Annotated in this window: 9 protein-coding genes; all 9 read right to left on the reverse strand. The window is 73.8% G+C overall.

The window, feature by feature from the left end:
- Positions 1-114: 114 nt before the first annotated feature.
- Positions 115-1,968, reverse strand: coding sequence for an asparagine synthase (glutamine-hydrolyzing) (gene asnB / locus ACF07N_RS20585; protein ID WP_383339209.1), 1,854 nt, complete (start codon positions 1,966-1,968; stop codon positions 115-117).
- 56 nt (positions 1,969-2,024) lie between these two features.
- Positions 2,025-3,590 (reverse strand): carboxylesterase/lipase family protein, encoded by a 1,566-nt coding sequence (locus tag ACF07N_RS20590; protein ID WP_392114869.1) that lies wholly within the window; start codon positions 3,588-3,590, stop codon positions 2,025-2,027.
- 122 nt (positions 3,591-3,712) lie between these two features.
- Positions 3,713-4,972, reverse strand: a complete 1,260-nt coding sequence (locus ACF07N_RS20595; protein ID WP_392114872.1) for an FAD-dependent oxidoreductase — start codon at positions 4,970-4,972, stop codon at positions 3,713-3,715.
- Entirely contained in the window at positions 4,969-6,360 is a 1,392-nt protein-coding gene (locus ACF07N_RS20600) for an FAD-dependent oxidoreductase (RefSeq protein ID WP_392114875.1), read from the reverse strand. The genes ACF07N_RS20595 and ACF07N_RS20600 overlap by 4 nt, the downstream gene beginning before the upstream one ends.
- An 8-nt stretch (positions 6,361-6,368) precedes the next feature.
- A complete protein-coding gene (locus ACF07N_RS20605; protein ID WP_392114878.1) occupies positions 6,369-8,465 on the reverse strand; it encodes a molybdopterin oxidoreductase family protein in 2,097 nt (698 codons plus the stop codon).
- On the reverse strand, positions 8,458-9,861 hold the full coding sequence (locus tag ACF07N_RS20610; protein ID WP_392114881.1) for a nitrate/nitrite transporter: 1,404 nt from the start codon (positions 9,859-9,861) through the stop codon (positions 8,458-8,460). The genes ACF07N_RS20605 and ACF07N_RS20610 overlap by 8 nt, the downstream gene beginning before the upstream one ends.
- A 133-nt stretch (positions 9,862-9,994) precedes the next feature.
- Positions 9,995-11,563, reverse strand: a complete 1,569-nt coding sequence (locus ACF07N_RS20615) for a class I adenylate-forming enzyme family protein (RefSeq protein WP_383336091.1) — start codon at positions 11,561-11,563, stop codon at positions 9,995-9,997.
- A gap of 89 nt (positions 11,564-11,652) precedes the next feature.
- Complete coding sequence (locus ACF07N_RS20620) at positions 11,653-12,195, reverse strand: SRPBCC family protein (protein WP_383336090.1); 543 nt, start codon at positions 12,193-12,195, stop codon at positions 11,653-11,655.
- A 104-nt stretch (positions 12,196-12,299) separates the two neighbouring features.
- A complete protein-coding gene (locus ACF07N_RS20625; protein WP_392115826.1) occupies positions 12,300-13,283 on the reverse strand; it encodes an NADPH:quinone reductase in 984 nt (327 codons plus the stop codon).
- Positions 13,284-13,315: the final 32 nt, after the last annotated feature.

Raw genomic sequence — 13,315 nt, forward strand, 5'->3', positions numbered from 1 at the left:
TGGGGTGTGTCCTTGTGCGCCGGGGGGGGGGGGCGGGGGGGGGGGGGGGGGGCGGGGGGGGGGGGCGGGGGCCGGGTGGGGCGCCGCGCCCCGCACGCCGCGCCGGTGGGCGTGTCACCACTCCACGCGGACGTCGTACTCCTTCACCCACGCGTCGAACTCGACCAGGCGCTCCATCACGGCCCGCATGCCCCACAGGCCGCCGAGGCCCGCGTAGGACTCGACGGGCTTGTCCAGCAGCTTGCGGATGCCCTCGGCCGGGACGAGGTCGAGGACGGGGGAACCGTCGAGCAGGGCCTCGACCTTGGCGCGCAGGGCCCGCACGTACTCCACGTCCTGGGTGGACGGGTAGGGGCTCTTCTTGCGCTCCAGCACCGACTCGGGCAGGACGTGGCTGGCGGCGGCCCGCAGCAGGCTCTTCTCCCGGCCGTCGAAGGTCTTCATGGCCCACGGCACGTTGAAGACGTACTCCACCAGCCGGTGGTCCGTGAACGGCACCCGGACCTCCAGGCTCGTGGCCATGCTGATGCGGTCCTTGCGGTCCAGCAGGAAGTTCTCCCAGCGGCTGATGTTCAGGTACGACAGCTCCCGCATACGTGCCTCGCCGGCGGACTCGCCCTCCAGGCGCGGCACTTCGGCGAGGGCCTCGGCGTACCGCTTGGCCACGTACTCGTCCAGGCCGAGCCGGTCCCAGAGGCCGATCTCCTTCATGGTGTCCAGGCCGCCGAGCCGGCGCCAGGCGTCGTACCAGGGGAAGGTGTCGCCCTCCACGGCCTCCTTGTCGAAGAACCAGTTGTAGCCGCCGAAGAGTTCGTCCGCCGTCTCGCCGGACAGGGCGACGGTCACCTGTTCCTTGAGGGCCTTGCACAGGTGGTAGAGGGAGTGCTCCATGTCGCCGGTGGAGATGGGCAGGTCCTGCGCGCGCAGCACCCGCGCGCGCACGTCCTCGTCCAGGACGTGGTGGTTCTCCAGCTCGACGATGACGTGCTCGGCGCCGGATTGCCGGGCGACGTCGACCGCGTACGGGGTGTCCGGGTCCATCCAGATGCCGTTGCCGCGGAAGTTCTCCTCGTTGTTCTTGAAGTCGACGGAGAAGGCCTTGATGCGTTCCTGCTTGCCCTGGTCGCGGAAGACCTTAGCGGCGAGCGCGGTGATGGCGCTGGAGTCGAGGCCGCCGGAGAGCAGGGTGCCGACCTTCACGTCGGCGATGAGCTGGCGTTCGACGATGTCCTCGAGGAGTTCGCGGATCCGCGTGACGGTGGTGTCGAGGTCGTCGGTGTGCGGGCGGGCCTCCAGCTGCCAGTAGGTGCGGGTGGTGTGGCCGCCGCGGTGGAAGCGCACGACGGTGCCGGGCACCACCTCGTGCATGCCCTTGAAGACAGCGTGGCCGGGGGTGTTGATGATGGCGAAGATCTCCGCCAGGCCCTCGCGGTCGACGACCGCCTCGGCGTCGGGGTGCGCCAGGATGGCCTTGGCCTCGGAGCCGAACAGGACGCCGTCGGGGGTCGGGTAGTAGAAGAGGGGCTTGACGCCCATGCGGTCGCGGACCAGGAGCAGTTCCTCGGTGCGCGGGTCCCACAGGGCGAGGGCGTACATGCCGTTGAGGCGTTCGGCGAAGTGCTCGCCCCACTCCAGGTAGGCGTGCAGCACGACCTCGGTGTCGCTGGAGGTGCGGAAGGCGTGGCCGAGGCCGGCGAGTTCCTCCTTCAGCTCGCGGTAGTTGTAGACCTCGCCGGTGTAGACGAGGACGGGGAGGCCGTCGCCCTCGCCGGTGACGTGCATGGGCTGGCGTCCGCCCTCCAGGTCGATGATGGAGAGCCGGCGGTGCCCGAGGATCGCGTGGGGCGAGATCCACACGCCGCGGTCGTCGGGTCCCCGGCACGCCAGCGTCTCGGTCATGGCCGACGCCGTCCCGCCGTGTGCCGACAGGTCGTGGTCGTAGGCGACCCAGCCTGCGAGTCCGCACATCGAAGTCCCAGTCCTTTCGTTGCTGTGGTGGTGGATGGCCGGGGAGGTAGGGGTGTTCAGGGCCGCGGCACCCAGCCGGCGCGGTCCCAGTACGCCAGGTGCGGCTGGGCGGACACCGTGCCGATCCGTGCCACCCGCTCGCCGCCGAGGACCATCACGGAGGGGCGGTCCGGGGTGAACACCGGCCATTCGGGGGTGTGTTCACTGCTCGGAGTCCCACCGCGGGCGAAGGACGCCACCAGGTCGATCAGCGCGTCGGAGATCCGCCGCTCCAGCGGCCCGTCCCCGTAGGCGGGCGCGTTGACCGGCAGCGTGAACGTGCCGAAGAGGAACTTCGCGACGGCCTCGTGCGGGGTGGTGCCCGCGTACGGCGGCCTGAGCGGGTGGGCGAACTCCATCAGGTACTGCGGCGAGGCGTCCGCGCCGCCCCGGCGGGCGTGCCGTTCGGCCAGCCGGACGATCTGGTAGCGGAACAGTCCGTCGCCCCAGACCTGCGTCCACACCGACACCGGGTCGACGGGCAGGCCCTCCGCCCCGGACGCCCGCCGGTAGTGGGCGATGCAGTCGTCCACCTGCTCGTCGGTGACCTTGGCCGCGCCCTTCTCGAGCACCTCCCGGACCGCCGCGCGCAGTCCGGCGTCGTCGGCCGGGTGGGGGCCCTGGTAGGGGTAGCCGGGGCCGGTGGTGAAGAAGGAGCCCTCGGTGCGGCAGTAGATCGGCATCATGGGGACGCGGGGTGTGGGCAGGGCGTGGTCGTAGCCGCGCATCCACCGCCCGTCGACGACCGGCCCCCGGTACTCCCGGCCGCCCTGGACGAAACGCTCGGTGGGGCTGCCCGCGTACACCTCGTCCCAGGCGTCCCGCAGTTCGGCGGCCGGTACGGCGCGCAGGCCGGGCACGGTCGTGCCGAAGCGGCGGGCGAGGTGCTCGTAGACCCGGCGGGACTCCTCGGGGGTGGTGGAACTGGCGGGCTCCCACACGTGCTTGACGCTGATGGGGACGATCCTGCGGATGGTGTCGCGCAGTTCGGGCAGCAGGGCCAGCTGCCAGGTGCTGGAGCCGCCAGCCGAGGTGCCGGCGACGGTGATGTTGCCCGGGTCGCCGCCGAACGCGGCGGCGTTGTCGCGGACCCAGCGCACGAGCGCGGCCTGGTCCTGCAGGCCCCAGTTGGCGCAGGAGCCGGTGCGCGGGTCGGCGAGCTCCTCGTGCAGCCCCCAGCCGAACGCGCCCAGACGGTAGTTGAAGGTGACGACGACCATCCGGCCGTGGACGGCGGTGCGGGCACCGTCGTAGTCGGGCTCGCTGCCCGCGCCGAGCAGCCAGCCGCCGCCGTGGATGTAGACGAGGACCGGCAGGCTGCCGTCCACGTCCGGGGTCCACACGTTGGCGTACAGGCTGTCCTCACTGCTGTCGGGCAGGTAGTCGCCCTGCAGGGAGGGGGCGGCGAAGGCGGTGGCGTCCCGCACGCCCTGCCACGGCTCGGGCGGCCGGGGTGAGGCGAACCGCAGCGGGCCGACGGGCGGAGCCGCGTAGGGCACGCCGCGGAAGACGGTGAGTCCGTCGGTCCGCTCCCCCGCCACTCGTCCCGCCGTCGTGCCGACGACCACTGTGCGACTGGGCATCTGGTGAACCTCACTTCCCGCCTCGGCGTTGTCGGAGGGCGGCGCGGCGCGCACCATGGAGCACAGTGATCGTCGCTCCGGTGCCGGGCCGGCCGCCAACCGCCGGTCACTACTCCGTCAAGTCAGGCCGCGTCCGCGCGAGGGCGGGGCGGCGCTCCGCCGGGGCCCGGCGCGGACAGCAACCGGTCGGGCGGGGCGGTCAGTTCCCGGCCGGTCAGGGCGCGCAGCGTGCGGTAGGCGGAGGTGTCGCCGGCGAGCACGCCGCCGCGCAGGATCCGCCCCTCCGGGTCGAGGACGAGCTTCGCGTACGTGCCGGCCGTGTCGTCGCGCAGGACGTACTCCAGGGCGCCCTCGGTCGCGGCGTGCGCGTCGCCGAAGCTGGCCACGTCGACGCCGAGGAGTTTGAGCTTGGTGGCGGTGTCGGGGTCGGCGAAGGGGGTCGTGGGGCGGCCCAGCAGCTGGTCGGCGACGAGTTCGGCCATCCGGTAGCCGGGGGCGACCAGACCGTAGGTGCGTCCCCTGACGGCCGCGCACTCGCCGACGGCCCACACGGCCGGGTCCGCGGTGCGGCACAGCTCGTCGACGAGGAAACCGCCGCGTTCCCCCGTCGCGAGCCCGGCGGGTCCGGCCAGTTCGTCACGGGGGCGCACGCCCGCCGAGAACACGACCAGCCGGGCGTCGAGCGCGCTGCCGTCGGTCAGGGTGACCCCGCCGACCCGGCCGTCGGCGGCGGCGCGGACCTCGCGGACGCCGGTGCCGCAGTGCACCCGCAGGCCCAGTCCGGTGACGAGCCGGGTGAGCACGCGTGCTCCCCCGTCGTCGAGCTGCACCGGCATCAGCCGGGGCGCGAGCTCCACGACGTGGGGGCGCACCCCGAGCAGCCGCAGCGCGTTGGCGGCCTCCAGGCCGAGCAGGCCGCCGCCCACCACGACACCGGGCCCTGTCTCGCGCGCCGCCTCGCGGAGCGCGTCGAGGTCGTCGAAGGTGCGGTAGACGAAGCAGCCGGGCAGGTCGTGGCCCGGGACGGGCGGCACGAACGGCCGTGACCCGGTGGCCAGCACCAGGGCGTCGTAGCGGGTGACGGTGCCGTCGGCCGTGGTGACCGCGCGGGCCCGGCGGTCGACGCCGGTCACCGGGGCGGCCGTGCGCAGTTCCACCAGGGGGTCGGTGAGGAAGGCGTGGCCGGCGAGGGTGAGGTCAGCGGCGGTCTTCCCCTCCAGGTAGGACGACAGGGCGACCCGGTTGTAGGCGGGGCGGGGTTCCTCGGCCAGGACGACGATCCGCCAGGTGCCGTGCCGGTCGTGGGCGCGCAGGTGCTCGATCAGGCGGTGGCCGGTCATGCCGTGTCCGACGACCACCAGGGTGCGCGGGGTGCGGGTCATGGGTCGCTGTTCCCTCCGGTCGCGGACGCGAGGACCAGGCGTACGTCGTCCGCGCAGCCGCCGCAGCCGGTGGTGGCCCGGGTCGCGGCGGCGATCCCCGTCAGGTCGCGGGCGCCGTCGTGCCAGGCGCGGAGCAGGTCGGCCTTGGTGACGTGGTTGCAGTGGCAGAGCACCGCCGCGTCCGGCAGTTCGACGCGGGCGGTGCCCTCCCCGGCCGCGCGGCCCAGCAGGAGCCCGAACCGGTCGGACGGCACCGGCAGGCCGCGGGCGTACAGCTGGGCGAGCGCGGCGGTGGCGCGCGGCAGGCCGATGAGGACCGCGCCCGCGACGCGCTCCCCGGACAGGGCGAGGGCGGCGTAGCGGCCCCGGGCGGGGTCGGACAGGGTGATGTGCCGGTCGGTGTGCGGCGGTCGGGGCGCGCCGAGGCAGGCCAGGCCGAGGCCGGGCGCCTTCAGCCGCAGCACGGGCCGGGCGGGGCGGTGGTGCGTGTCGTGGCCGGTGAGGATCCGGGCGAGGGTCTCGGCCTGTTCCCAGGCGGTCGTGACGAGTCCGGGGACCTCGCCGCCGAACTCGGCGCAGTCCCCGATGGCGTGGATGTGCGGGTCGCTGGTGCGCAGGTGCCGGTCGACGACCACCCCGGTGCGGACGGCCAGTCCGGCCCGCCGGGCGAGCGCGGTCTCGGGTGCGGCGCCGGTGCACAGCGCGAGCGCGTCGGCCCGCAGGACCTCGCCGTCGTCGAGGACCAGCTTGCCGGGCCGGTACTCCACGGCGGTGCGGCCCAGGAGCAGGCGGGCGCCGGCGGAGCGGAGGTGAGAGGCGAGCAGGGCGCCCGCCGTGCCGTCGAGCCGGTCGTCCATGGGGTGCGGCCCGCGGTGCACGAGCGTGACGTCGCGGCCGGCGCGCCGCAGCGCGAGGGTGGTCTCCGTGCCGAGGACACCGCCGCCGAGCACCACCACGGGCCCGTCCGCGAGCCGTTCGGCGTCGTCGGGGGTGCGCAGGGTGGTGGCGCCCTCGGTGCACCGGCCGTCCGCGGTGAGCAGGCCGGGCAGGCGCGGGACGCGGGGGCGGGCGCCGGTGGCCAGCACCAGCCGGTCGTAGCGGAACGTGGAGCCGGTGTCGGTGTGGACCAGGCGGCGGGCGCGGTCGACGGCGGTGGCGGTGACGCCGGTCCAGACGCGCACGCCGTCGGGCGGGTCGGGCAGGGTCAGGTCCCGGGCGGTGAGGGTGCCGTCGAGGACGGAGGTGAGCAGGACCCGGTGGTAGGCGGGCCGTGGCTCGGCGCCGAGGACGGTGACCGGGCCCGGGTGGCCGAGCCGGGACAGCCGTTCGGCGAACCGGTGGGCCGCGGGGCCGTGGCCGACGACGAGGACGTGGTGCGTGTCGGGCATGGCGGGCCTCACGTCGTGTCGGGGCCGGGTTCGATCCGCACGGCGCAGACCTTGAACTCGGGCATCCCGCTGCGGGGGTCGAGGGCGGTGCTGGTGATCAGGTTGGCCCGGCCGGGCCCGGGGTGGTGGAAGGGCAGGAACACCGTGTCGGTGCGCATGCTGCCGACCAGCCGCACCCGGGCGATCGTGGTGCCGCGGGCCGAGGTGACGCGGGCCGTGCCGCCCTCGCGCAGCCCGGCGCGCTCGGCGGTGTCGGGGTGGACCTCGACGAACGGCTCGGGGGCGGCGTCGTTGAGTGCGGGCACGCGGCGGGTCTGCGCGCCGGACTGGTAGTGGGCCAGCACGCGGCCGGTGGTGGCGTACAGGGGGTGGTCGTCGTCGGGTGTCTCGGCCGGGTCGCGGTGGTCGACCTCGGCGAACCGGGCGCGCCCGTCGGGGGTCGCGAAGCCGTCGAGGAAGAGGCGGGGCGTCCCGGGATGCGGTGGTCCGCCGGGGCGTTCGGGGCAGGGCCAGTGCAGGGCCTCCCCCGCGTCCAGGCGCGCGTAGCTGATGCCGGAGTAGTCGGCCTTGCCGCCCCGCGAGGCGCGGCGCAGTTCCTCGAAGACCTGGTGCGGCGCGGTCGGGTAGCGGTGGGCCGGTTCGCCGAGCCGGACCGCGAGGCCGTGCAGGACCTCCAGGTCGGTGCGCACGCCCGGCGGCGGATCCAGCAGCCGGCGGCGGCGCAGCACCCGGCCCTCCAGGTTGGTCAGGGTGCCCTCCTCCTCGGCCCACTGGGCGACGGGGAGGACCACGTCGGCCGTGCGCGCGGTCTCCGAGGGCACGAAGTCGGCCACCACCAGCAGGTCGAGGGCGGCCAGCCGGTCGGCGACGTGGGCCGAACGGGGCGCGGAGACGAGGGGATTGGAGCCGAAGAGCAGCAGGGCGCGGGGGCCGCCCTCGGTGCCGAGCGCGTCGAGCAGCTCGTAGGCGCTGCGGCCGGGGCCGGGCAGGGCGTCCGGGGTGGTGCCCCAGACCCGGGCGACGTGGGCGCGGGCCTCCGGGTCGGTGATCATGCGGTAGCCGGGGAGCTGGTCGGCCTTCTGCCCGTGTTCGCGGCCGCCCTGGCCGTTGCCCTGGCCGGTCAGGCAGCCGTAGCCGCTTCCGGCGACGCCGGGCAGGCCCAGGGCGAGGGCGAGGTTGATGAAGGCCGCGGCGGTGTCGGCGCCCTTGCTGTGCTGTTCGGCGCCCCGGCCGGTCAGCACGTAGGCCCGGCGCGCCTCGCCCAGCAGCTCGACGGCGGCGCGCTGTTCGGCGACGGGGACGCCGGTGACCTGTTCGACGCGCTCGGGCCACCAGGTGACCGCGCGCCGCCAGGCCGCGTCGAAGCCGGTGGTGCGCTCCTGGACGTACTCCTTGTCGCACCAGCCCTCGCTCACGGCGATGTGCAGCAGTCCCAGCGCCAGCGCGAGGTCGGTGCCGGGCACGGATTGCAGGTGCAGGGCGGCCCGTTCGGCGGTCTTGGTGCGGCGCGGGTCGATGACGATCAGGTCCGCGTCGCGCAGGTGCCGCATCAGCGGGGGCATGGTCTCGGCGGGGTTGGCGCCGGCGAGCAGGATCGTGTCCGCCGCGTCGAGGTCGGCGACGGGGAACGGCAGCCCGCGGTCCAGGCCGAAGGCGGCGTTGCCGGCCGCGGCGGCCGAGGACATGCAGAACCGGCCGTTGTAGTCGATCTGGCTGGTGCCGAGGGCGAGCCGGGCGAACTTGCCCAGCAGGTAGGCCTTTTCGTTGGTCAGGCCGCCCCCGCCGAACACCGCGAGGGCGTCCGGGCCGTGCTCGTCGCGGATCCGCCGCAGCCGCGCGGCGACCGTGTCCAGCGCGGTGTCCCAGCCGGCCGGGGCGAGGCGGCCGTCCGCGCCCCGCACCAGCGGCCGGCGCAGCCGGTCCGGGACGTCGAGCAGCGTGGGCGCGGTCCAGCCCTTCTGGCACAGGCTGCCGTCGTTGACGGGGAAGTCGGAGGGCTCCACCACGGTGGTGCCCCGGGCGTCGTGGCCGAGGCGGGTGCCGCACTGCAGGGCGCAGTACGGGCAGTGCGTGGCCACGCCGGCGGGCGGCGCGCTGTCAGGCACGGCTGACCTCCGACGGTTCGGCGGTCCCGCGCCCGGCCCGCCGCGCCTCCCGCCCGCCGTCCGGCGCGGTGCCGTGCGGGGAGCGCAGGTAGACCTGGCGGGTGACGGTCAGGCACACCGCGTAGAAGGCGAGGAAGAACCAGAAAGCGGGCTCACCCGTGCCCTGGCTGCCGTAGGACGCCCGGAAGGCCAGGTTGACGACGACGCCGCCGAGCGCGCCGACGGCTCCGGCGATGCCGATGACCGCGCCGGTCAGGCGCCGGGCGCGGGCGAAGGCCTCGGTCGCGTCGTGGCCGGCGGTGACGGCGGCCTCCGCCTGCCCGGCGAAGACCACCGGGATCAGCTTGTACGTGGACCCGTTGCCCAGGCCGCTGAGGACGAAGAGCACGGTGAACACGGCGACGAACAGGGCGAGGGAGTCGTGGGCCGAGGCCACCAGCAGCAGGAGGGTGCCGGCGCCCATGGCGAGGAAGTTCCAGCAGGTGACCCGCGCTCCGCCGAAGCGGTCGGCGAGCAGGCCGCCCAGCGGCCGGGACAGGGAGCCGAGCAGCGGCCCGAGGAAGGTGTAGCCGACGGCCTCCAGCGGTGTGGAGCCGAACTGGTTCTGCAGGACGAGCCCGAAGGCGAAGCCGTAGCCGATGAACGAGCCGAACGTGCCGAGGTACAGCAGTGAGATCCACCAGGTGTGCCGGTCGCCGACCGCCTCGCGCAGCACGCCGGACGTGGCCGGGCCGGTGTCGACGTTGTCCATGCCGAGCGCCGCGAGCAGCGCGGCCAGCGCGATCAGCGGCAGGTAGGCGGCGATCACGTAGGCGGGGTGGGTGTCGCCCGCGGTGGCGATGACCAGCAGCCCGACGAGCTGGATGACGGCGACGCCCAGGTTGCCGCCGCCGGCGTTGAGGCCGAGCGCCCAGCCCTGGTGCCGCCGCGGGAAGAAGTGGGCGATGTTGGTGGTCGAGGAGGCGAAGTTGCCGCCGCCGACGCCCGCGGTGGCGGCGATGAGCAGGAACACCCACAGGGGGGTGCCCGGCCGCTGGACGAAGTACAGCGCCAGCAGGGCCGGTACGAGCAGCAGGGCCGAGCTGAAGACGGTCCAGTCGCGCCCGCCGAACCGGGTCACGGCGTGGCTGTAGGGCAGGCGCAGCAGCGCGCCCACCAGGGTGGGGGTGACCACCAGCAGGAACTTCTCGCTCGGGGCGAAGCCCAGGCCGATGGCCGGGGACATGAACAGCACCAGGACCGACCACATGCTCCAGATCGAGAACCCGATGTGCTCGGAGAGGACGGACAGGACGAGGTTGCGTCGTGCGACGTGCTTGCCGGTGCGCTCCCAGAACTCCTCGTCCTCCGGATCCCAGTGCTCGATCCGGCGTCGGGAGGCGCGCAGTGCCGTCATCGGGGGCAACTCCTCGGCTGGGGACGGCGGCCCGGCGCATGACGCCGGGCCGCCGTGCGGGGGTGACGGGGGCGCGGGCCCACGGGGGGGATGAGCCCGCGCCCTGAAGGGCGGCGGCGCGGAGGCCGGGGCGTTACGCTCCCGCCCGCTCCGCCTTCAGCAGCCGGGCCAGCTCCAGCCGCTTGATCTTGGTGGTGGCGGTCTGCGGCAGGTCGTCGAGCTTCCACTGCACGGGCTCCGCCATCGCGGGCAGGCCGGCCACCGCGCGCTTCCAGGCCGCGAGGTCGAGCGGCTTGTCGTCGCGGGTGCACACCACGGGCAGGGGCTTGCCGTCCTCGTCGGGGACGATGATGACCTCGACGAGCTCCGGTATGCGGGCGAAGAGGGTGTCCTCGATCTCCAGGGTGCTGTCGATGCCCTCGATCTCGTCGACCTCACGGTCCAGCAGGTGCAGGCAGCCCCACTTGGTGCGGTAGCCCAGGTCGCCCATGCGCCACCACTCGCCGTCGGCCTGCTTCTCCCAGCGCGCGTGCTCGCCGAGATAGGTGACGATCCGCCCGTCGGAACGCACCTCGATGTAGCCGGGGTTGGACTTGGTGGGCCGCCTGCCGTCCCGGCTGACCACGCGGACGCCCGTCATGCCGGGGAACGGGGAGCCCACGCAGCGGCCGTCGGCGTCCGCGCCGCGCTTCTTCGAGTAGGTGCGCCCGGCGATCGGGCCGACCTCGCTCTGCCCGTACATCTGCACGAACTGCGGCGACTCGCGCCGTGACGCCTTGAGCATCAGGTGCACGGTGCGCGGGTGGATGGCGTCGAAGGTGCTGCTGAAGTACTTGACGTTGGCCAGCGGCCGGCGCGGATCGTCGACCAGCACCTCCCAGCGCAGGAACGTGTTCGGGTGCGCCTCGATCAGGCCCGGCGGGGCCTGCCGGAACACCTCGGCCACGACCTCCGGGTCGTCGTCCCGGAGGATGATCATGGGGTGTCCCTGGAGGATCGTGATGGGCATGGCCGTGAACATCCGCGAGTGCACGAACGACACGTGGATGGCCACCGGCTCGCTGCGGCCCACCAGCGAGGCCACCGTGCCCTGGGGGCGGTAACGCGCCTGGAAGGTGCGCCCGGTGTGCACCGCGAGCTTCGGCGTCCCGGTCGTGCCGGAGGTGTGGGTGACCAGCGTCGGGTGGTCCGGGGGCATGGTCACCGGCTCGACCCGGGCGGAGCCGGCCAGGGAGGCGAGTTCGACGGCCCCCTCGTGGCTGCCGGAGGCCAGGAGCACCTGCCGGGCCAGGCCGAAGATCTCGGCGGGCAGGTGGTGGTCCAGCTTGTCCTGGTCGGTCACCAGGTGCGGCCGGTCCACGCGGCGCACCAGCTCGCCCACGGTGGCACCGTCGAGCTTCGGGGACAGCAGGACCGGGACGGCGCCGATCCGCGCCGCCGAGCAGGCGAGCAGCGTGATGTCGAAGCCGTTGGTCTTGTGGACGACGACGCGCTCCCCGGGCCGGACGCCCGCCGCCCACAGCCGGGAGGCCAGGTCGTCGACGAGGTCGGCGACCTCCGTCAGCGTCATGCGGCGCCCGCGCTCCGGAGCCACGTCGAGATCATGGTCGAGTATCACGGAATTCGCCGGGTACCGGGCCGCTGCCCGGTCGAACAGCGTGCCCAGCCGAATTCCCTTGTTTCCGATGCGCTGGAGAAACATCTGCCCACCCTCTCATCCGCCGTGACTGTTCCTCAGCCGTGCGGCGGGCCGTGTGAATTCAGGCTCCCGTACGGATCACCGGGGAATTGTCACCGCTTTTCGATGACGTCCTTGATGCGCTTCAGCGTGGCGTCGAGGTCCTGCTCGAGCTTGGCCGTCCAGTCGGCGATGAACCGCTTGCGGTCGTCCTCGTCCAGGTCGGCGACGATCTTGTGGATGCCGGCGGTCGCCCGGCCCATGCGGAAGTGGTGGGTGAGCACGCTGCCGTCGTCCGCGGGCGCCATGTCGAAGCCCCAGATGCTCTCCTGGTCCTCGCGGGCGTGGCTGAGCATCATCCACCGGAAGGTGCGGCCGGGCTCGGCGGCGGTGATGCGGCACTCGGTGTGCCAGACGCCGCGCACCAGCGGGGCCCAGGCGACGACGTCCTCGCTGCGCAGGTTCTCGCCCCGGAAGACGGCGCCGACGGTGGAGGGTTCGCCGGAGATCCAGGTGCCGCCCCGGCATTCGGGGCTCCATTCGGCACTGCGCGGCAGATCACTGACGACGGAGTAGACCTCGAGCGGGGTCGCGGAAATGTGAATGTCGGCCCTGAGGTCGAACAGCGGCGAGGTGTCGATGATTGACTGAGTCATGTACAGAATTCTGTCGAGGGCGTCCGGCGCCGGTCAAAGAGCGGCTTTCTCATTTGTCAGGTCGGAATTCCCGCATTTCACCGGCGCCGTGCACCGCGGCGGGCTCAGCCCTCGTCGGCCACGCTCAGCACGAGTTTGCCGCGCACCTTGCCCTCCTCCAGCAGGCGGTGCGCCTCGGCGGCGTCGCTCAGGTGCATCCGCTCGATCGCCCGGGGCCGCAGCCTCCCGTCCGCGACCAGGCGGTTGATGGCGCTGGCTGCCTCGGCGAGCTCCCCGGCGGTGGCGTGCGAGATGGCGAAGCCGTGGATCGAACGGTCCCTCAGGTACAGCGGCCCCACCGGCAGTACGGGCCGGGAGCGCAGCCCGGCGAGCAGCACGATCCGTCCCCGTCCGGCGAGCAGGTCCACCGCCGTCTCCAGGTCGTTGGTGCCGGAGGCGTCGAGGTAGAGGTCGGCGCCGGCGGGGGCGGCGGCGCGGATGCGCCCGGGTACGTCGGGGTCCCGGTAGTCGATCACGTGGTCGGCGCCGAGGCCGCGGCAGTACTCGGCGTCCCGCGCGGAGGCCACGGCGACGACCCGGGCACCCGCGGCGGCGGCCATCACCACCAGGGCGCTGCCCACGTTCCCGCCCGCGCCGACCACGACGACGGTCTCGCCCGAGCGGAGCCGTCCGTGGGTGAACAGGCCGAGGTAGGCGGTCGCGGCCGGGTGGGCCAGCGCCACGGCCTCGTACGGGTCGGCGCCGTCCGGCAGGCGGTAGAGCCGGTCGACGGGCACCACCACGCGCTCGGCGGCGGCCCCTTGACGGCCGTCGTGGCCGAGGCTGTTGCACCACACCCGGTCTCCGGGCCGGAACCGGTGGACGCCGGCGCCGACCGCGGCGACGGTGCCGGTGAGGTCCCGGCCGATGACGAAGGGGAAGGTGAGCGGGGTCCGCCAGGCACCCGAGCGCACGAACGTGTCGACGTGGTTGACGGAGACGGCCGTGACGTCCACCAGGACGTCGGTGGGCCCCGGTTCCGGCGTGGGCTGATCACCGTAACGGATGACGTCCGGAGATCCGAGCTGTTCAATGTAGGCAGCACGCATCATGGTCACGGATTCTGGCAAATCGGCCCGGT

Origin of the sequence: Streptomyces sp. NPDC015242, assembly GCF_043079125.1 — a bacterium.
GTDB lineage: Bacteria > Actinomycetota > Actinomycetes > Streptomycetales > Streptomycetaceae > Streptomyces.

Excerpts from the sequence above, each read along its gene's own strand:
- ACF07N_RS20600 (WP_392114875.1), bottom strand. The coding sequence starts at position 6,360 with ATGCCCGACACGCACCACGTCCTCGTCGTCGGCCACGGCCCCGCGGCC.
- asnB (WP_383339209.1), bottom strand. The coding sequence starts at position 1,968 with ATGTGCGGACTCGCAGGCTGGGTCGCCTACGACCACGACCTGTCGGCA.
- ACF07N_RS20615 (WP_383336091.1), bottom strand. The coding sequence starts at position 11,563 with ATGTTTCTCCAGCGCATCGGAAACAAGGGAATTCGGCTGGGCACGCTG.
- ACF07N_RS20620 (WP_383336090.1), bottom strand. The coding sequence starts at position 12,195 with ATGACTCAGTCAATCATCGACACCTCGCCGCTGTTCGACCTCAGGGCC.
- ACF07N_RS20590 (WP_392114869.1), bottom strand. The coding sequence starts at position 3,590 with ATGCCCAGTCGCACAGTGGTCGTCGGCACGACGGCGGGACGAGTGGCG.
- ACF07N_RS20610 (WP_392114881.1), bottom strand. The coding sequence starts at position 9,861 with ATGACGGCACTGCGCGCCTCCCGACGCCGGATCGAGCACTGGGATCCG.
- ACF07N_RS20595 (WP_392114872.1), bottom strand. The coding sequence starts at position 4,972 with ATGACCCGCACCCCGCGCACCCTGGTGGTCGTCGGACACGGCATGACC.
- ACF07N_RS20625 (WP_392115826.1), bottom strand. The coding sequence starts at position 13,283 with ATGCGTGCTGCCTACATTGAACAGCTCGGATCTCCGGACGTCATCCGT.